The sequence below is a fragment of the Mesoplasma syrphidae genome (assembly GCF_002843565.1).
Lineage (GTDB): Bacteria > Bacillota_I > Bacilli_A > Mycoplasmatales > Mycoplasmataceae > Tullyiplasma > Tullyiplasma syrphidae.
This window is the reverse complement of sequence record NZ_CP025257.1, coordinates 859,081-880,269: the sequence shown is the minus strand read 5'-3', so window position 1 is coordinate 880,269 and position 21,189 is coordinate 859,081. Positions and strand designations below refer to the sequence as shown.

At 30.3% G+C, this 21,189-nt stretch carries 17 protein-coding genes and 1 other annotated feature; of the genes, 15 read left to right on the top strand and 2 right to left on the bottom strand.

Annotated features, from left to right (window positions below):
* Position 1: 1 nt before the first annotated feature.
* The 6 genes from rlmB to rplA all read left to right on the top strand — a co-directional run bounded on the left by rlmB (position 2) and on the right by rplA (position 3,292).
* Positions 2-742, top strand: coding sequence for a 23S rRNA (guanosine(2251)-2'-O)-methyltransferase RlmB (gene rlmB / locus CXP39_RS03795; RefSeq protein WP_027048271.1), 741 nt, complete (start codon positions 2-4; stop codon positions 740-742).
* 65 nt (positions 743-807) lie between these two features.
* The gene (gene rpmG / locus CXP39_RS03790; RefSeq protein WP_027063529.1) at positions 808-966 is read left to right on the top strand and encodes a 50S ribosomal protein L33; all 159 of its coding nucleotides are present in this window, start codon (positions 808-810) and stop codon (positions 964-966) included.
* Between the two features lies 1 nt (position 967).
* Complete coding sequence (gene secE, locus CXP39_RS04025) at positions 968-1,354, top strand: preprotein translocase subunit SecE (protein ID WP_211246780.1); 387 nt, start codon at positions 968-970, stop codon at positions 1,352-1,354.
* A gap of 11 nt (positions 1,355-1,365) precedes the next feature.
* On the top strand, positions 1,366-2,022 hold the full coding sequence (gene nusG / locus CXP39_RS03780) for a transcription termination/antitermination protein NusG (RefSeq protein WP_027048268.1): 657 nt from the start codon (positions 1,366-1,368) through the stop codon (positions 2,020-2,022).
* Between the two features lie 158 nt (positions 2,023-2,180).
* The gene (gene rplK, locus CXP39_RS03775) at positions 2,181-2,609 is read left to right on the top strand and encodes a 50S ribosomal protein L11 (protein ID WP_027048267.1); all 429 of its coding nucleotides are present in this window, start codon (positions 2,181-2,183) and stop codon (positions 2,607-2,609) included.
* Entirely contained in the window at positions 2,609-3,292 is a 684-nt protein-coding gene (gene rplA, locus CXP39_RS03770) for a 50S ribosomal protein L1 (RefSeq protein ID WP_027048266.1), read from the top strand. Before rplK ends, rplA begins: the two co-directional genes overlap by 1 nt.
* Before the next feature lie 24 nt (positions 3,293-3,316).
* Here rplA and CXP39_RS03765 read toward each other — a convergent pair whose 3' ends face one another.
* Entirely contained in the window at positions 3,317-3,703 is a 387-nt protein-coding gene (locus CXP39_RS03765; protein ID WP_051591878.1) for a VOC family protein, read from the bottom strand.
* A gap of 1,099 nt (positions 3,704-4,802) precedes the next feature.
* Positions 4,803-4,935: a sequence feature (ribosomal protein L10 leader region), on the top strand.
* A gap of 28 nt (positions 4,936-4,963) precedes the next feature.
* Here CXP39_RS03765 and rplJ point away from each other — a divergent pair.
* The 7 genes from rplJ (at position 4,964) to CXP39_RS03730 (ending at position 17,131) form a co-directional block, all read left to right on the top strand.
* Entirely contained in the window at positions 4,964-5,464 is a 501-nt protein-coding gene (rplJ, locus tag CXP39_RS03760) for a 50S ribosomal protein L10 (RefSeq protein ID WP_027048265.1), read from the top strand.
* Between the two features lie 72 nt (positions 5,465-5,536).
* Positions 5,537-5,902: a 50S ribosomal protein L7/L12 gene (gene rplL / locus CXP39_RS03755; protein WP_027048264.1), complete on the top strand. Its 366-nt coding sequence runs from the start codon at positions 5,537-5,539 to the stop codon at positions 5,900-5,902.
* Between the two features lie 208 nt (positions 5,903-6,110).
* Complete coding sequence (locus CXP39_RS03750) at positions 6,111-7,277, top strand: hypothetical protein (RefSeq protein ID WP_027048263.1); 1,167 nt, start codon at positions 6,111-6,113, stop codon at positions 7,275-7,277.
* A gap of 75 nt (positions 7,278-7,352) precedes the next feature.
* The gene (rpoB, locus tag CXP39_RS03745) at positions 7,353-11,219 is read left to right on the top strand and encodes a DNA-directed RNA polymerase subunit beta (RefSeq protein WP_027048262.1); all 3,867 of its coding nucleotides are present in this window, start codon (positions 7,353-7,355) and stop codon (positions 11,217-11,219) included.
* Positions 11,220-11,234: 15 nt separating this feature from the next.
* Complete coding sequence (rpoC, locus tag CXP39_RS03740; RefSeq protein ID WP_027048261.1) at positions 11,235-14,993, top strand: DNA-directed RNA polymerase subunit beta'; 3,759 nt, start codon at positions 11,235-11,237, stop codon at positions 14,991-14,993.
* A gap of 95 nt (positions 14,994-15,088) precedes the next feature.
* A complete protein-coding gene (locus CXP39_RS03735; RefSeq protein WP_027048260.1) occupies positions 15,089-15,865 on the top strand; it encodes an aquaporin in 777 nt (258 codons plus the stop codon).
* A gap of 219 nt (positions 15,866-16,084) precedes the next feature.
* A complete protein-coding gene (locus CXP39_RS03730; RefSeq protein WP_027048259.1) occupies positions 16,085-17,131 on the top strand; it encodes a hypothetical protein in 1,047 nt (348 codons plus the stop codon).
* Between the two features lie 202 nt (positions 17,132-17,333).
* Here CXP39_RS03730 and CXP39_RS03725 read toward each other — a convergent pair whose 3' ends face one another.
* Positions 17,334-17,627, bottom strand: a complete 294-nt coding sequence (locus CXP39_RS03725) for a rhodanese-like domain-containing protein (RefSeq protein ID WP_027048258.1) — start codon at positions 17,625-17,627, stop codon at positions 17,334-17,336.
* 135 nt (positions 17,628-17,762) lie between these two features.
* On the opposite strand from CXP39_RS03725, the gene CXP39_RS03720 reads away from it, so the two are divergent.
* Both CXP39_RS03720 and CXP39_RS03715 read left to right on the top strand, forming a co-directional pair.
* Positions 17,763-18,518 carry a MurR/RpiR family transcriptional regulator gene (locus CXP39_RS03720; protein ID WP_027048257.1) on the top strand — a complete coding sequence of 252 codons (756 nt, stop codon included), beginning with the start codon at positions 17,763-17,765 and terminating at the stop codon, positions 18,516-18,518.
* 97 nt (positions 18,519-18,615) lie between these two features.
* On the top strand, positions 18,616-21,189 hold the full coding sequence (locus CXP39_RS03715; protein ID WP_027048256.1) for a PTS sugar transporter subunit IIABC: 2,574 nt from the start codon (positions 18,616-18,618) through the stop codon (positions 21,187-21,189).

The following is a 21,189-nucleotide window of genomic DNA, read 5'->3' as shown; positions in this document are numbered from 1 at the left end:
TATGGAACAATTAAATTTGATATATGGTAAACATGCTATAGAAGAATTTGCTCAAAAGCACCCAAAAATGATTCGTAAAATTTGAGTCAAAGATTTTAAATATATAGAAAAGTTTACAAATCTTGAGGAGTTTGGTATCAAGGTAATTAAATCTAATGATGAGCAATTAAATAAGATGTTTTATGAAGAAGTTAATCATCAGGGAATTGTAGCAGAAGTAAAAGAATATAATTATGTGCCTTTTGCTCAAGCACTTGAAAATTTAAAAGATAAATCGACAGCTATTGTTTTGTTGCTAGATCAAATTCACGACTCTCACAACTTTGGTGCAATCTTGAGATCAGCGAGTCTATTAGGAATAGAACAAGTAGTTATTCTTGATCGTAAACAAGTATCAGTTAATTCAACAGTTGTAAAAACTTCAGCTGGAACAGTTTATGATCTAAGTATTTCTAAAGTAAGCAATTTGAATAATGCGATTAGAGAATTTCAACAGCATGGTTTTTGAGTTTACTCAACAAATATTAATAAGCATTCAGTTGATATTCGTAAAGTTGATTTTGCTCAAAAAACTGTTTTGGTTATTGGAAATGAGCAAAAAGGGGTTTCTGATTTAATTACTAAGAATAGTGATATGAATATTTTTATTCCTTCAACAAAAATAATTGATTCATTTAATGCTTCAGTTGCAGCTGCCATAGCAATGTTTGAAATTGCTAATAAAATTGGAAAATTAGATTAAGTTGTCTTATAAGTTGCTTAAAAAACTGCTTTCTATATAATATAAATGATGAGGAGGATAACATTATGGGTTCAAATAGTCGAAAAATTATATTAGTATGTGAAGATTGTTTGAGTAGAAATTATTCTCTTACGAAAAGTACTCTAACTCAAAAAGAAAGATTACAAATTAAAAAATTCTGTACAACATGTAATGCACACACTCTACACAAGGAAACAAGATAGCATGGCGAAACAAGATAAACAACTAAAAAAAGAGTTAAAAGCTCAAGCTAAATTGGCTAAGAAGTCAAAGCAACAGTCATTAAATACCAGTGAAGAACAGGCAGAGGGTGTTAAAGTTCCAACCAAAAAAGTTACTACAAAAATATCAAAGCAGACAAAGGCAAAAATTAATGTTAAACCTGAAAAAGAAAAAATAGATGTTAAATTGGCTTTTAAAGAATTTCCAATTAAAATGGCAAAAGAAGTCAATAAAATTAAGTGATCAGGTCGCGAAAATTTAACAAGAAAATTTATTATTGTTATTTTGTTTATGTTATTTTTTGCAGTTCTATTTTTCTTCGTTGATTGAGGACTACAACAATTATTTGTGTTAATTAAAGTTATATAAGGAGAATAAAAATGTCAAACATCGATTTAAAACAGCTAGAAGATGAAATTTTAAGCGCAAAGGGGCAATGATTTGTTGTCAATTCACAAACTGGGCATGAAGACAAAGTTTTAGCTGATTTACAACAAAAAATCAAATCATCAAACTTGGAAAATGAAGTTTTTGATGTAAGAATTTCAAAAGGATCAACAACAACTAAAACCGGAAGACAAACTGTTAAAAATCGTTTTCCAGGATATATTTTTATTAATATGATTATGTCAGAAAAGGCTTGATTCATCGTTAGAAATACTCCGGGAGTAACTGGTTTCATTGGTTCTTCTGGAAGAGGAGCAAAACCATTTCCATTAGCAACTGAAGAAGTTTTAAGAATGTTGATGCCTGAAGAAGAGATCGTGGAATTGGACATTGATACTAATGAGGCAAAAGCTGAAGTTAAAACTGAAAAAGTTAAAGGTGAGGCTGTAGCTAAAAAAGAATTAAAAACAGCAAGTTTTGAAGTTGGAGAACTAGTAGTTATTAAAGACGGAATTCATGCTGGTGAAGAAGGAATAGTTAAAGAAATGGACTATTCAAAAGGTGTTGCATTAGTTTCAATTGAAATGTTTGGACGTTACACAACTCTTGAAATGTTTTTTGAGAATGTTGAGTCAATAAAAGAATATTAATTATAATCCTAAAAGTGCTTTGTGCACTTTTTCTTTTTTTGTATTATAATTATTAAAGGCCGATTTTTATTGTGGGAGAAGAACTATGAAGTTAGTATTCACATGAACCACAGCGAGTAAAAACCAGTCAACTAAATAAATATTAGGAGGACAAACCCGTGGCTAAAAAAATCACACGTATCGCAAAATTAGAATTCATGGCTATGCAAGCTAAACCAGGAGCTGAACTAGCATCTTTAGGAATTAACATGCCTGAATTTACGAAACAATTCAACGACGCAACTAAAGAACGCGCTGGAGATATTGTTCCAGTTGTTATTACTGCCTATGATGATAAATCATTTGACTTTGTTTTAAAAACAACACCCGCTGCAGCGATGTTAAAAAAAGCAGCAAAAATTGAAAAAGGTGCACACAATACTGGGAAAGAAGTTGTGGCAACAATTTCAGTAGATGAAATTAGAAAAATTGCTGAATACAAAATGGTAGATTTAAATGCAAACTCTATTGAAGCTGCTATGAAAATTATTGCAGGAACAGCTAAAAATATGGGAATCAAAATTGAAGGTATGGAGGAAACTAAATAATGGCTAAAGTTACAAAAAGATTTAAAGAAGCTGCAGCTAAAGTTGAAAAACAAACAGTTTACTCAGTAAAAGATGCTTTACAATTAGCAAAAGATACAGCGACAACTAAATTTGATTCAACAGTTGAAATTGCTTTCAACTTAAATATTGATCCAAGAAAAGCTGATCAACAAATTCGTAGTGCAGTAGTATTACCATCAGGAACAGGAAAAACTCAAAAAGTTTTAGTATTAACAAATACTAAAGTTAAAGAAGCACAAGATGCTGGAGCTGATTTTGTTGGAGGAGAAGATTTAATTTCTAAAATTCAAAAAGAAAATTGATTTGATTTTGATGTAATTATCGCTACTCCAGAAATGATGGCAAAATTAGGAGCAATCGGAAAAATTTTGGGACCAAAAGGTTTAATGCCAAACCCTAAAACAGGAACTGTAACAATGGATGTTGCTAAAGCAATTGACGATGTTAAAAAAGGAAAAATTGAATTCCGTGCTGACAAAGAAGGAAATGTTCATGCTATCTTAGGAAAAGCATCATTTTCAGTTGAAGCGTTGGAAGAAAACTTTAAAACAATTGTTGCAGAAATTAAAAAAGCTAAACCACAAACTGTTAAAGGAGAATACGTGCTTAACGTAACAATCTCAACTACAATGGGGCCTGGGATTAAAGTTAATATTAACTAATTTAATTTTTTAAAAAATCTCACCTTATGGCGAGATTTTTTTACTTTCATTAACGAATAATAGTTCAATTTTTAAACCTCATGAATTTTCAATGAAAACTGTATCTTCAGAAATTACTTTGTTTCTGTAAAGAATTTTAATATTTCGCTTAGCAAGTTCGCTTAAAATTCAATTCTTATCTTTAAAAGACAACAAACAAATATGATTGAGTCCTTGATTAGTTCGTTTAAATTGATGACTACTTTTTGTATAACTTTGATTAAAAGAAATATAACTTTTACTTGTTCCAATACTAAAACCAGTTTTCCATGTATCCAAAATTTTTAACTCCAAAAGATCAAGAATTTTAGATCAAAATTGATGTTCTTCTTTTAGATCATTTACATAAATTTCCACATGATTTAGCATCATCTGTTCAATATGCTTTCACTCATCAATATTAAATTTCTTTTTTGTAAACGCATTTTTCTATTAGCAAGGCCTTTAGTTTTTAGTTTGAATGATAACATTTTTTCGTGTATATATTGCATCTGAAATCCCTTCTTACATGTTGTATACTTTAATTTTATATAACAAATTAACGATTAGTTAAGGTTTCAAATTTATTCTACAGGCAATCAAACTTTCTTCTTAGATGAATCATTTTTTGGTTTTGAATTATTTTTTTTATTTAAAGTGAAAATATTTAAGAAATAAAGCAAAATTAAAGAAGCTAATTATTTACCATTGAAAAGTTGTTAAAAAATATTGAGTAGTTGAAAGCAACTATGAATTTATTAATCATTAGATAAAGTTTTGGTGCAAAAATTATCTAAGGCTAAAATTTTTTAGTAAAATAAAGGACAAAATAAAATGAAATTAATAAAAATAAATTTATATTGTATTACATCTTCAGTCTATTTTATAGGAGCTATGTTTTATATTGTTGACCTCTTCATTGATTTAAGATATAAATCTTGAAACATAAATTCATATGGTTCAGTTGCAATGGAAATATTATGTATTTTAGGCCTTCTGGGAAGCTTTTCATTTATAAATAAAAAGTATAGATATTTTAAATACTGTTTTTACTTATTGCTACCGTTAACAGTTCCTTACTTTATTATTGAAATTATGAAACACAAAAACAATATGTTATTACTCAAAAACAAGTTGAAACCACAATGCTAATACTTGCAATTATAAATTTAGCAGTAGATATATTTACAATTGCAGGATCATTTATCATTTATTTCATTTTTAAAATATCAAAGCAAAATGCTGAGTCAAGTCAGGAAAAAAACTTTCTTCTACTGCTTGAAGATTATTTATAGTATTTTGGTTTATTCTAGCCCTATTTTCTCAGTAATTGCTTTAGTAAAAGTAGTTTTAAATAAACCGTTAGCAAAAAGTTTGCTAATAACAAGAGCATTAATTTTGACATTAACAAGTCCATTAATGTTATTTTTCTCATTGATAATTAAAAAAGAAAATGAAATAGATATTTAACTAGAAGAATAATTATGGTAATATTTTATTGCTATTAGTACCGAAGAAAGTAACTGGGATTATCCCTTAATTTGTTACCGAGGAAAAATGTTTTTACTTTTAAAAAAACTTTTTTGTTTTCCTCGGTTGAAAAATCGAGGTTTTTTATTAGGTTTATAAAAATAGAACAAAGGAGGAATGTAAATGTCAAATACAAGACCCGCACATGCTAAAAAAGCAGAAATAGTTGAAGAAATTATTTCAAAAATGCAAACTGCGCAAGGAGTTGCTGTTGCTGAATATAAACACTTAACTGTTGCTCAAATGACTGAATTTAGACGTGAAGCTTTAAAACAAAATATTGAAGTTAAAGTTTATAAAGATTCATTAGTTACAAGAGCAGCAGAAAAAGCTGGATTTAATGAGTTAACTGAATTTTTAACTCAACAAAATGTGTTTATCTTTTCAAACGATGATGCAATTGCTGCCGCAAAATTAGTATCAAACTTTGCTAAAGCAAATTCAGATATGAAATTAAAAGCAGGTATCTATGAAGGAAAAGTTATGGATACAGCAGCAATCAACGAAATTGCATCTTTACCTTCAAAAGAAGAATTATACTCAATGTTTGCTTCTGGATTGATCTATCCATTACGTCAATTCATGTTATTAACAAAAGCAATCGCTGAAACAAAAACAAACTAATCAATCAAAAAACACAATGTGTATTAGTGGCGCAAATACAAAATAAAAGAAAGATAAAAGGAGACATATATTATGGCTATTACAAAAGAACAAATTATTGAAGCATTAGAAGAGATGAAATTAGCTGAATTAAACGATTTAGTTAAAGCAATTGAAGAACACTTCGGAGTAGTTGCAGCTGCAGCAGTTGCAGCACCTGCAGCAGGAGTAGCAGATGCTACACCTTCAGAAGTTTCTGTATTATTAACATCAGCAGGAACACAAAAAGTTCAAGTTATTAAAGTTGTTAAGGAATTAACAGGTTTAGGATTAATGGATGCTAAAAAACTAGTTGATGGGGAAATGCCAGTGACTGTTAAAGCAAATGTTAAAATTGAAGACGCTGAAACAATGAAAGCTCAATTAGTTGAAGCTGGAGCATCAGTAGACTTAAAATAATTTAAATTATTTGAAACAAAAAGCAGATTTTGGTCTGCTTTTTGTTTTTTAAGTTGCAAAATAAAAAAGTAAGAAAATATTTCTCATATTTGTGTGGAAAACTTATTTTAATAGTGTTAAAATCTAATAAATTGAGTGTAGTTTAGTTAGTTAAGAGCTTCTACTATTCTCTTAGTCTTATTTTAATAAAGATGAAGGGAAGTTTTTTGTGATAGGTTTAGATTATTTTTTAGACGATAAATCACTAAACAAGATATTAAAAGATTTAGATAACAATATATATTACTCATCCATACCAATAACTTATAAAGAGAAAATTCGATTCAATTTGAATGAACAAATTGAAAGTGATCGATATCTTTATAATTATTTAAATGCTTATAATATTAAGAAAATGGATTCTGCAAGCAGAGAAATGAGAGTATATGATTTATCTAGTCTTTTAATTCTTGATGGTGGTTTTGAACATTATTCTCCTAAAGAAATTAGGAAAACCGTAATTGAAATGATTTCAGGAAGGCGTCCAATTAGTAAAGAAGAAAAACTAATTTGAAATGTAGTAGAAGCATACAACTTGATTCAACAAGACAAATTTGAAATTAACGATGATAACTATGAACTTTTTATTCACGTAATTTTTAGAAATATTGGATTGGATTTGGATAATAAGCGTAATTATTATCGCAACTCTTTAAAAGATAAAACGTTTTTGAAGCAAACAGTAAAAATTGAAAAAATTGATGAAGAATTGCAGGCATTATTTAACTATATTTACTCTCTGCGCAAAACACCACTAGCCGGATTTACACAAGCATATCTAATTATTATTGCAGTGATGATGATAAGCCCATACAAAAAACATAATTTGATTATTGCAGTTTTATTATCGCAATGATATATGCATCAAGCCAATGGACAATTACGATTAATTTTTCCAGGTTATGCAATTGGTAATAAATTTTCGGAGTTGATTAAATCAATTGATGAAAGTTTTGCTAATAGGATGAATATTTCAGAAGCCCTAAAATTATTAAAAAAATTTGCTCAGCGAGAGATTAATGTAACATATCGCTTACATATGTTAAACAAATGAATTGCAGAAGAACCAATCAAGCGACAAAAATTAGTTGGTGATAATGAAACAGTTATGGTTTTACTAACAATTTTAAATATTCGCGACAAGGAAGTTAGTTTTAATCGAATTAAGCAAGATTTGATGATTGGAAGTTATGAAGTTCTCAATAAGGATCAACTTCAAAAAAGCCTTAATAATTTGGTTGACAATCGATTGTTAATTAAAAAAGGGACAACATCTGCAAAATATTTGTTAAATGACTGCGCTTTATATAAAATTAAGCGCTTATTGAAAGATTAAGAATTGATTTGAGCATAAATAATAATTATAATTATTATTATGCGCTTTATAGTAGAACTCGAAAGGAAATATAAAATGACATATAAAATTAAAACAGTAAACCGCGGTGTTGAAAGACGTGACTATACTAAGGTTTCAGGAGATTTACCGTTACCAAATTTGATTGAAATTCAAACTGATACTTTCAAATGATTTAAAGAAAAAGGAATTCAAGAAGTATTTGAAGAATTTTTTCCAATTCTGTCTACAGATGAGACAGCAATTTTGACTTTGGAAAATTGAGAATTTAGAGAACCTAGAATAACAATTGCAAGAGCAAAAGAAGAGTCAAAAATTTTTGAAGCTCCAATTTACGCTAATTTGAAATTATCTGTTAATACAAGGGAAGAAATTTCAAAAGAATTTGATGAAATTGTTGAAAAAGATGTTAAAAAAGTTGTTACAAATTGATTGAAAGATAAAGTTGAAAGCAAATCAGTAACTTTTAAAAAAGATGCCGGAGATTCTTTCTTTTTTGAAGTAAAAATTAAAAATTCTGACAAACCAGATATGGTCCAAATTGATGTTGTTGAGAATAGAGAAGATATGATCTTGGCAAACGTTTCAATCTATAAATCTGGAGAAGTTTTCTTGGGAGAGTTCCCATTAATGACAGATTCAGGAACTTTTATAATTAACGGGTCTCAAAAAGTTATTGTTTCTCAACTAGTAAGATCACCAGGTTCATATTTTAAAAAAGAATTAAACCGTAAAAATGGTGAGACAATTTACTATGCCGATATTATTCCTTCACGTGGAACATGATTAGAATTTGAAACAGAAACTAAAAAATCTGTTGATAACAAAGCAACAAGTGCATTTTATGTAAAAATTGACAAATCGAGAAAAACTACTGCAACATCACTATTGACTACTTTGGGTCTAAAAAAAGATGCTGTGTTAGACATTTTTGATAACGAAGAATTAATTGCAAGTACATATGAACAAGATAACTTAACAGGGGATTGAGATACTGATTGAGATAACCAAGTTCAAGAAATTTACAAAAAAATTCGTCAAGGTGAGACAGCAACTGCTGAAGGAGCTTCTAAATTTATTTATGGAATGTTATTTGAAAAACGCAAATACGATTTAACAAAAGCTGGAAGATTTAAATTGCAACAAAAACTGTCAATTAAAAATAGACTTTTAGGTCGAGTTTTAGCTGAAGATATTATTGATGCAAAAGGAAATATCTTAGTAGCGATGGGGACTGAAGTTGCTAAATCTAACTTCAAAACTATTGCTGACGCATTAGATTCAGGAGTTATGGTTTCAAAAATTGATTATGCACCTGGAATTGCTGGTTCAAGAGAAATTCAAAAAGTAAAAGTATTTAAAGATAATGATACAAGACAAGAAACTGTAACTTTAGTTGGAATTACAAAGAAGGCAAGCGATGAATTTATTAATGTTCCTGATATTTTAGCAACAATTTCATACGCAATTACTTTAAAAGACAACATCGGAGAAGTTGATGATATTGATCACTTAGGAAACCGTCGTGTTCGTACAGTTGGAGAATTATTGCAAAATCAATTTAGAATGGGTATGAGCCGTATTGAAAAAAATGTTAAAGAAAAATTGGCAACTTCTGATTTATATAAAATAAGAACATCAACAATTATCAATAAAAAACCATTAACTGCAATTATTGGAGAATTCTTTAATTTATCACAATTATCGCAATTTATGGATCAAATTAACCCATTATCAGAATTAACAAATAAGCGTAGATTAACAGCATTAGGTCCCGGAGGTCTTTCAAGAGACAGAGCCGGACTAGAAGTTCGTGACGTTCACCCTTCACACTACGGAAGAATTTGTCCAATTGAAACTCCAGAAGGACCAAACATTGGATTGATTAATAACTTATCAACATATGCAAAAGTTAATGAATACGGTTTCATTACAACACCATACCGTAAAGTTATTAACGGTGTAATTCAAAACAACATTGTTGAATACTTAACAGCTGATGAAGAAAGAAACTTTATTATTGCACAGTCAAATGTTCAACAAGAAGAAACAGGAAAAATTTTAGATGAAGTTGTGGTTTCACGTTATAAAGGTGACGACTATATGGCGTCATTAGATGAATTAGACTACATTGATGTTTCACCAAAACAAATTGTTTCGGTTGCTACAAGTGCGATTCCGTTTTTAGAAAACGATGATGCCAACCGTGCCTTGATGGGAGCAAACATGCAACGTCAAGCTGTACCATTAATTAATCCTGAATCTCCAATTGTTGGAACAGGGATTGAATTTGAGGCTGCACGTGACTCAGGATCAGCTGTTGTTGCAAGTGAGTCTGGTATTGTAAAATATGTTGATTCAAAAATTATTACTGTTGAAGCAAAATCAGGAATTAAAACATACACACTTTCAGATTGAGAAAGATCAAATAATGGATCTGCTTTAGTTCATTTCCCAATTGTTAAAGCTGGGGATAAAGTTAAAAAAGGTGAAATTATTGCTGACGGTCCTTCAATGGAAAAAGGTGAATTAGCAATTGGACAAAACGTTGTAGTTGCGTTTTCAACTTATAATGGTTATAACTTTGAGGATGCAATTATTATGTCTGAAAGAGTTGTAATGGAAGATCGTTTTACTTCAGTTCACGTTGATGAATATACAATTGAAGTACGTAATACAAAACAAGGTGAAGAAGAAGTTACTAGAGAAATTCCAAACATTTCAGAACAAGCTAAAAAGTTCTTAGACTTAGATGGAATTGTAGCAATTGGAACAGAAGTTAAAGTTGGCGACATTTTAGTTGGAAAAGTTACTCCAAAAGGACAAGCTCAATTATCACCAGAAGATAAATTGCTGCATGCAATTTTTGGAGAAAAATCACGTAACGTTAAGGATAACTCATTAAAAGTACCAAATGGTGGAGAGGGAATTGTTCAAGCAATCAAACGTTTCAAAGCAAAATCACCATTGAATCCTGATGGAATCGAATTGGCAGCAGATGTAATGGAAGTTATTAAAGTTTATATAGTACAAAAACGTAAAATTCAGGAAGGGGATAAAATGTCTGGACGACACGGAAATAAAGGGATTATTTCACGTATCTTGCCAATTGAAGACATGCCTCACTTAGAAGATGGAACACCAGTTGATATTATGTTAAACCCTCAAGGGGTGCCTTCACGTATGAATATTGGACAAATTTTAGAAATTCACTTGGGAATGGCTGCTAAAAAATTAGGAGCAAAAATTGCAACTCCAGTATTTGAAGGACTAAATGAAACTGAACTTGATGAAATTATGGCTGAAGCCGGAATGGATAATTACGGAAAAGTTAAATTAATTGATGGTCAAACGGGTGAAGCAATTGATAAACCAATTGCTGTTGGAGTTATGTACATGTTGAAATTATCACACATGGTTGATGATAAACTACATGCTCGTAATGTTGGACCATATTCATTAATTACTCAACAACCATTAGGAGGAAAAGCTCAAAATGGTGGTCAACGTTTCGGAGAAATGGAAGTTTGAGCATTAGAAGCGTACGGAGCTGCACACACTTTGAGAGAAATCTTGACAATTAAATCAGATGATATTAAAGGCCGTACAAAAACTTATGAATCAATCGTGAGATCAAAACATATTCCTGAACCAGGAATTCCTGAATCATTTAATGTTCTTACAAAAGAAATTATGGGATTGGGATTTGATATGTATATGATTGATGACAAAGGTAACAAATTGGCAATCAACGCATATGATGATGCTGAAGATTTTGACGTTGAAGGATATGATGATGAAATTAGTTATGTATCAGCTGAAAAATTAACATTAGATAACGATATCTTAATTGAGAACTTAGATAGCTTTGAAGAAGTTGACGAAGAAGAAATTAGCCAAGATTTCGTATCAGAAGAAGAATAAGGATGGGATTAGAAAATGGAATTTAACAAAAAAAATAAGTCAATTAAAATTGAATTAGCAAGTCCAGAAACTATCCGTTCATGATCACACGGGGAAGTTAAAAAGCCTGAAACAATTAACTACAAAACATTAAAAGCAGAACGTGAAGGTTTGTTTGATGAAAAAATCTTTGGACCAACAAAAAACTTTGAATGTTCTTGTGGAAAATATAAAAAAGCTAACCCAATGAATAAGGGAAAAATTTGTGAAAAATGTGGTGTTGAACTAACTGAATCAATTGTTAGACGTGAAAGAATGGGCCATATTGAATTAGAAGAACCTGTTACTCATATTTGAATGTTAAAAGTTGCGCCTTCAAGAATTGCGGCTTTATTAGATTTAAAAACTAAAGAATTAGAAGAAGTTGTTTACTTTGTTTCACACATTGTTTTAGAAGCTGGTAATTCAAAATACTTTAAAATAAAAGAAGTTTTAGATCTAGGAAATACCAAAGCTACTAAAACTCGTGAAAAATTGGGATTGGCATTACAAGAAGTTATGGAAATTATTAATGATGAATCATTAAGAGATCACCGTAAAGTAGTTCGTCTATTAGAAGAACTAGCAAATCCAAACATTCCTTTTTCAATCGATGAAGCAACTGCATTAATTGCGAAATATACAGAAGCAAAATTTGGAATTGGAGCAGAAGCTGTTGAATACTTGCTAAAAGCAATTGATATGCCATCAGAAATTGCAATTTTGAAACAAGAGCTAAAAGATAAAAAAGTTCCAGCTGATCAAACAAGAATTATGAAACGCCTAGAAGTTTTAGAAGCCTTGAAACGTTCAAATCAAAAACCTGAATGAATGGTATTACATACAATTCCGGTTATTCCACCAGATATTCGTCCAATTATTCAATTGGATGGAGGACGTTTCACAACTTCTGAAATTAATGATTTATACCGTCGTATTATTATTAGAAATGAACGTTTAAGAAAAGTTAAAGAAATGGGAGCGCCATCAATCATTGTAAACAACGAAAAACGTATGTTGCAAGAAGCTGTTGATGCTTTAATGGATAATGAGCGTAAGCCTCGTCCAATTCAAGGAAAAGATAAACGTCCGTTAAAATCATTAACTTCAGTTTTAAAAGGAAAACAAGGTCGCTTCCGTCAAAACCTATTAGGTAAACGTGTTGATTATTCAGGACGTTCAGTTATTGCTATTGGTCCAGATTTAAAAATGTATCAAGCAGGTTTACCAAGAGAAATGGCAATTATTTTATTTAAGCCTTTTGTAATTCAATGATTACAAGAACATGATTTTGCTGAAAACGTAAAAGTAGCTGAAAAGATGATTCAACAAAATGATCCAAAAGTTTGAGAAGCTTTGGAAAAAGTTATCAAAGATCGCCCAGTATTGTTAAACCGTGCACCCACACTTCACCGTTTAGGAATTCAAGCTTTTGAACCTAAATTAGTTAAGGGAAAAGCAATTCGTCTTCACCCATTAGTTACTACAGCTTTCAATGCCGATTTCGATGGAGACCAAATGGCTGTCCACGTTCCAATTACTAAAGAAGCAATTGGTGAGGCGCGTGCGTTAATGTTAGGTTCAAATGCAATTTTGGGACCAAAAGATGGAAAAGCAATTGTTACTCCAGGTCAAGATATTATTCTTGGAAATTATTATGTAACAACTGAAGAAAAAGATGTCAAAGGTCAAGGAATGATGTTTGCTACAATTGGTGAAGCAATTAGAGCTTATGAAACAAAAAATATTAGTCTAAATGCTTTAATTGGAATTGCTGTATCAGCACTACCAGCTGAAAAATTTACTGATGAACAACGTCAGGGATATTTATTAACAACAGTTGGTAAAATTTTATTCAACAAAATTTTTAATAATGAATTCCCATGAATTAACTCACCAAAAATTAATTCAGCTAAAGAAGCTGTTAATGAATTTATTTTTGATTTTGGAATTGATATTAATGAAGTTATTGCCAAAACTAATATCCAACAGCCAATCAAGAAAAAAGAATTATCATTGATTATTGAAAAATACTTTAATGAATATGGTTCAAGAAAAACAGCAGAAATGTTGGACAACATGAAAGATTTGGGATTCTTATTTTCAACAAAATCTGGAACTACAATTTCAGCTGGAGACGTTGTTGCCTTTACTCATAAATATGATGAATTTCAAGCTGCTGACAAAAAAGTTGCTCAAATTACCGAATTCTACCATATGGGAATGTTAACTGCTAATGAGAAAAAACGTCGCGTAATTGAAGTTTGATCTGCAGTTAAAGATAACATTCAAAAAGAATTGGAAAAAGTTTTACGTCAAGATGTTAAGAACCCTGTTTTCGTAATGGCTGATTCTGGAGCTCGTGGAAATGTATCTAACTTTACTCAACTTGTAGGAATGCGTGGACTGATGAACGATACTAAAGGGGATATTAAAGAAATTCCAATTAAATCATCATTCCGTGAAGGACTAACAGTTTCTGAATACTTCGTATCAACTCACGGAGCGCGTAAGGGAATGGCTGATATTGCTTTAAAAACTGCCGATTCAGGTTACTTGACTCGTCGTTTAGTTGATGTTTCACAAGAAATTGTTGTTAATAACGAGGATTGTCAGCCAAACAAAGGATATTCAGTATCAGCTATTGTTGATACAAAACATGACAATATTATTGTTCCGTTGAAAGACCGTTTAAATGGTCGCTTCAGTTATGAGAATATTGAAGATGAAAATGGAAATATAATTGTTCCAGAAAATACGCTAATTACAACTGAATTGGCAAATGCGGTTACAGCTGCTGGAATTAAAACTGTTTTAATTCGCTCAGTTTTAACATGTGACAATAAAAAAGGTGTTTGTCAAAGATGTTACGGACGTAACTTGGCAACTGGTCAATTGGTACGAATTGGGGAGCCTGTAGGAGTTGTTGCTGCCCAATCAATTGGGGAACCCGGAACACAACTTACAATGCGTAACTTCCATACGGGGGGAGTTGCTGGTAATGCAGATATTACTCAAGGATTACCACGTATTAAAGAATTGCTTGACGTAACTACGCCAAAGGGATCTGTTGCAATTATTTCTGAAATTTCGGGAGTTGTTACAGAAGTTGAAGACAATGAAGGAATTTATACAATAACTGTAGCTGGTGCTAACGAAGATGTTAGAAAATACAAAACTCACTTTAACGCTGTTTTAAGAGTTGAAGAAGGTTCTGTTGTAAGAAGTGGTCAAAAACTAACTGAAGGAGCAATTGATTTACATCAATTATTGGAGTTCTCAGGAATCGAAGACGTTCAAAATTACATCTTAAAAGAAGTTCAAAAGGTTTATCGATTACAAGGAATTGAAATTTCAGATAAATATATTGAAATTATTGTTAAGCAAATGTTGAATAAAGTTAAAGTCATGGATTCTGGAGATTCAGAATTGCTGCCTGGAGAAATTATTACAATTCAAGCCTATAAAGAAGCAATTGCTGATGCTATTGTAAATGGTAAACAACCGCCATTGGCTAAAGCACAAATATTTGGTATTAAAAAGGCACCATTAGAATCAGAATCATGATTATCATCTGCTTCATTCCAAGATACTGCTCGAGTATTGACAAAGGCAATTATTCACGGAAAAGAAGATAAACTTGAAGGTCTGAAAGAAAACATTATGTTAGGTAATTTAATTCCTGCTGGAACTGGATTAACTGGAGCTGAAGAAGTAATGGCTATTGGTGAAGATTACCATAAAAATGAATATTAGTAAAAAATAGACTTTGGTCTATTTTTTTATTGCAATAAAAACTGAATTTTTATATAATTCGAATAATGTGTAAAAACACACAGAGAAAGGAAAATATGCAAAACTGACATATTCATTTTTTAGCAGAATTTGTAGGCAGTGGTTTATTAACTCTACTTGGTGGAGCAATAATGTGTAATATTTTTTTAAAAGGAACTAATGGATTTAAAAATAAAGGGATGGCTTTATCTGTTAGTTTTGGTTGAGCTGCAGCTGTTGTAGTTGCTGTGACGATCGCGTTATTAATTAGTGCAAAAGTGAACGGTGGAGCTCACATTAACTTTGCAATTACCTTAATGTATATTGTTGGCGGATGAGAAAAATATGTTGGACCTTACGGACTGATACCAATATATTTTACAGGCCAAATTTTGGGATTCATTGCTGGTCAAATATTGGTTTACATTTTGTACTGAGCCAATATGAAAATGACTATCGAAAAGGGACTAGCAGTGAATCTTTTGGTTGTTCATTGCTCAAGTCCACGTGTTGGACATAAGCGTGTAAGTATGGCAAATGAGTATTTATCTATGGCAATATTTTTAGTAGGATTTTCATTTATGGTTGGCTCTTTAGGAAATAAGGCCATTATTCTTAATGGAACTTCATTTATGTTTTTATTTATCTTGGTTACAGCAATTTGCTTAGCATTTGGAGGAACAACTGCTGGTGGAATTAATCCAACAAAAGATTTGACCTTAAGAATTTTGTATCACTTTATGCCCTTTAAGAATAAAGTAAAAGCACAATGAGAGTTTGCTTGAATTCCGGTCTTGTTACCCTTAGGAGCAGCAACAACAATTGGAATAATTATAAGATTTTGAGGAAATTAAAAGTCAATTTTAAAACGGCATAGCCGTTTTTTGTTTGCACAGAACTGATTATATTACCGTATTTTAAAAATGCCAAAAAACTTGTAGAAACTAATGTCCAAGGGACCCGTCTTTTTAAAAACATTATACTTCTCAAAAAAATAATTCCAAATTGGAAGTTTCAATTTAATGAAGAACTCGTATTCAACAAAGTAATCTTTTTTTTGATAAACTAAAATTATGAAAACAAAAAATTCTTTCAAAATTAAACTCCGAAGTCAAAACAACTTCAAGATTTTTTTAACAGTTACAGTTTTTATTTCTGTGATATTTTTTATTGTTAGCTCTTTTTTGGACATCAAAATTGCAGAATTTTTTGTCGCTTTTTTCAAAATATCTTTTTTTAAAATTAGTGCTATAGTAACTTATAAATTGGGAAACCTACTTATACCAAGTTTATTGCTACCGACGTGTCTAACTATTATCACTTTATTTTATTTAGAAAATGAAAAAAAATGAAAATTTTTAAAACGAACATATTTACATCGAAAAAAAATAGTTATCATATTTTTTACTATATATTCGCTAATTCTTTTCTCCTTTTTATTTGGTAAGTCAACAAAACAAATTATTGACTATTTTAATAATTTTGCTGCAGCTTTGATAGGTCCAGCGACTTTTGAAAATATTGATATTAAATTTTTGTCAACAACTTTTGCTACAGGAATTGTAGACTTAATATTGTCTTTTATTGTAGTAATAGCTCAGTTTTTAATTTTGTTTCTATTTTTTGTACCAAGATTATCAAATAATAAAATTACAACAAGCAACTATATACAACCAGCTGTTGTCATTATGATTTATTGTATATTTGCTTATATGATGGTTATAATTTTAAAACACATTTCTGGGCGTCCATTGTATATGAACGTTGGATGAACTAAAGAAAATGCAACTAAGCAAGGCTTAAATTCGGATCTTTCCATTGAAGCATTATTTCAGTATTATGGATGAGACTTTAACCCTCAGGGAATCGGTAAATATAGTAATGCTCAATACTATGAATGATGACAGCCAAATAATTTTTTTAAAAATTGAATTAATTGATTTACAATTCCCGAAAATGTATGAATTGATTATAAAGACCACTATTGGGATATGGACTTTCCATCAGGTCATATGTTTTCTTACACAATTTGATTTGCCACAGTATACTTTTTTTATTTTACCGGTGAAGAAAAGTGCAATACAACATTCAATATCGTTCAAAAATTTATACTACAGTAACAGCAGTATTTGTAATAATTTGTACAATGGGATTAATGATTCAAATGTTTCATTGACCTACTGATATTTGATTTTCCTTAGCGGCATCGCCAATCTTATTTTTAGGGGCGATTAAATTTTATTATTGACGTGTCTCAAAAAACATGTTTAAAAAAAACATCAACTAGGATGTTTTTCATAAAATTCATAATAATTTTTACTTTTATGATAGTTCTTGTAATCCGCGCTCTAGAACATAAACATTTTCATAACCTTGCTGTTGAAAATGACGAGCGGTCAGTCCTGAACGATTACCGTAATTACAAATAATAATTAATCGAGAATCTTTATCAGGAAATAATGTTTCACGATTAGTAATAATTTTTGGATAAGGAATATTGAGAGAAGGTTCATATTTTCCATATGAAACTAATTCATAAGGATCACGTACATCTATAACTTGTCAACCACGTGCTACTAAAACATCAAATTCAGCCTTATTTATATGGTAGTGCATAAAATCTCCTTATCCTTAAAGTTCTTGTCACAATTAGTATAACAAAATAAGTCAAAAGTTTTGGAGTAATATTATAACGATAGTCTTTTAACTTTTTATATTTTAAAAGTATTGCAGCTATTTTAAAGGAGACATATGAATTCAATTTTAGATAGTATTTTTATTATTTCAACATCACAAAAAAATACTGTTTCAAAAAGTATCTCTGAAGAGTTATTAAAGGCTTTTGAAACAAAAGAAGTTTTAAATATTAAGCTATTGGCAAATAAATGTTTTGTTGCTCAATCAAGTGTTACCAAGTTTGCTAAGCAACTTGGCTTTTCTGGGTATCGTGAACTGCAAACGAAATTAAAAATGGAAATTCATGATCGTAGAGATATTTGCAAAAATGAAATTCTTTTTAATGGAACTCATTATGATAATATAGAAGAACGCATAGTTCAAGCAATTTATGATTTTAGAGTTTATAAAACCATTATCAAAAAAATAGCCAATAACATTTTAAAAAGCCGAAAAGTTTTCATTTTTTCAAGCTATATTGCATTTAGTGAAGCAAAAAGTATGCATGATATTTTCTTACTTAAAAATATCAATGTCGTTTATTCAGAAGTAATGTTATACAACTTTCAAATTCATAAAAGTATCACTAAAAATGATTTCGTAATTTTTATTGTTTCAGGACAAGATACAAAAGGATTAGAAAAGATTTACGACAATCTTAAACAGGAAGAAGTTTCTCATTGTGTTTTTTTGTCTCATTCAAAAACTTTTAAATTTAATGAAAGTAGCGAAAAAATTGTCATTGATCATCAGTTGCTGCCACATATGCCTGAAATCAGGAAAGTTTTATTGAATTATATAATTTTGCAAATTGCTACAGAACTACAATAAATAAAATCATTAAAAGTGAAGTTGTTCACTTTTGTTTTTTTTGTCGTACTTATTGTCCTCAATAAGTTATTTTAAAAATGTAGGAAGGTAGGAAAATATGAAAAAAATAACTATATACGCACCTGTTGACGGATTTGTTAAAAGCCTAAAAGAGCTGAATGATGGTGTATTTTCAGAAAATATGCTTGGTGAAGGTTGCTACATTGAACCAAAGTCAAATGTTTTTTATTCTCCAGTAAAAACTGGTAAGCTAGGGCAAATTTTTGATACCAAGCATGCATATTTTTTTGAAACATCAGATGGCATAAATATTTTAATGCATATCGGTTTAGATACAGTTAATTTAAATGGTTCACCTTTTAAAACGAAAATATCCAGTAATTCAAAAGTTGACTTAAAAACTGCAATCGTTGAAGTAGATTTTGACTTAATTGAACAAAGAAATATTTCAAAAAACACTCCAATAGTTATGGATACAAACTTAAATAGCAGCTATAAGTTTAGGTTAACAAAAACTGGTCTAGTTAAGCATGGTGAGCCAATTGGTGAATATATTTTTGAAGCAAAAAGCAATATTACAAAAGAATTGACTACCGCTGAAAAAGTCCAAATATTGCTTAACACAAAAGGAAAATATGAACTGGTTGCAGAAAAAATTTATGAGTTGGTAGGAACAAATTCAAACTATGTTAAAGTCTTTAATTGTATGACACGACTTCGTTTTGAAATAAAAAATAGAGATTTGGTAGATGAAACAGCAATTTTAAAAATTCCAATTGTAAAGGGAGTTGTTTGAGCTGGCAATCAATGTCAAATAGTAATTGGAGGAGAAGTATATAAAGTAAAAGACGCTGTTGAAAACTATGTAACAAAGTTGTCTTTGGGTACAACAGCAATAAATACAAAAAAACAACCAAAGATTAAGAGATTTATGGTTGCAGTAACTTCAATTATTCTTCCAGGATTGCCTATACTAATGACTGCAGGATTGTTAATGGGTTTAAAAGCCATATTAGTTCTTAGCGGTGTAATTGTTGATATGGGCATTGGAGCAGGTGGCCCAATAAATATGGATGTTGACACATTTAGTGCCTTTATCAACATTGCTGCTGAAACTGGTCTTAAACTGCTAGGAATTTTTATTGGATATAATACAATGAAATGACTAGGTGGTTCAACAATAATGCAGTTATTTGTTTCTCTTGCAATTGCGGGAGCTACATTAGGGCAAGGAAATTTACCGGAATTAGTAATATTTAACATTAATGGATTTATAGTAAAAGCAGGAATGTACACAACATCAATAATCCCCCATATCGTAAGTGCATTCCTACTATTTTATTTAGATCGTTGAATTAAAACATGAATGCCAACAACCATTGATGTTTTGTTTCGTCCATTGCTAAGTTTTATAATAGTATATACAGCAGTATTTTTTGTGTTTGGTCCAATACTGTATATTATTGAGCAAGGAATTGCTTATGTTGTCAATTTGGCAACAAAAATTCCGTTTGGAATTGGAGTTATGATTTTTTGCATTGTTTGGCAGCCTTTAGTATTGACTGGAATGCATGTAGCAGTATTTATGCCAATTGGTATTAATGTTGCCCAAGGGATTCCTTCAACTTTGTTAGCACTCAATATAGCAGTATTTGCTCAATTAGGAGCTGTAATTGGGGTAGCGGTAAGAACTAAAAATTTAAAACTTAGAGTTGCTTCAATTGCTACTATTCCTGGAGCAATTGTAGGAGTTACTGAGCCTATATTATATGGAATAAATTTACCAAAATGAAGACCATTCTTGGCAGGAATAATAGCTTCTGGAATATTTGGATTAATATCTGGAATGTTGGCAATTGAGGCTAGAATACCAGGAGGATTAGGAATCTTTGGGTTTACCGGAGCAATGGGCGAACCAGTGACAGAAGGATTAATACAATCAGTCAACAATATTTTTACTGGAATTCCCAATTCATTAGTTTTAAATACAGTACTTTGGCTAGTAATAAATTTAGGTGTTATACCATGTGGAATTGTTTTTTCTTACTTTATGTATGAGGAAAGAAAAAATGAGAAAAAAGAAATTAGCAAAATAAACAAAATGCTGATTGGTTATTATAGTTTGTCATTGGGAATTAAAAAAAATGAAGCTAAAGAAGCATTGCAGCCTCATTTGCAAGCAATTGAAAGTTTGGTAACTATTGCTGATATTGATAAAATTAAGTTAATTGAAAACGAGTTAGTAAAAATTACTACTGTAGGAGTTCAATTAGAAAAAGCTATTATTAATAATGAAAAAGAAAAAGCTGCAATTATTAAAAAAGTTAAAATTATGCATACTAAAAATGTTCAGGATGAAGATGCAATTAACGAATTACTTACAAAATTTGAAATGCTGAGCGACAATCAAAAAGTAAATGAATTGGAACAAAAATTAGAGCTATTAAATGAACAGAATAATCGTAATATGCTTTGACTTAAAAATTGACAAGAGCAAGTATTTAGTAAAATTGAGATAAATTTAGATGACATTTCAATAAGCGCTAAAAATTCTGAGCTCAAGAATTTAAACACTTGATATTGAAATGCTATTCATTCATTAGATATTAATTACATGATCAATGAATCATTAATAAATGAAATTGACAAAAAAGCATTAAGAAAGAAATAG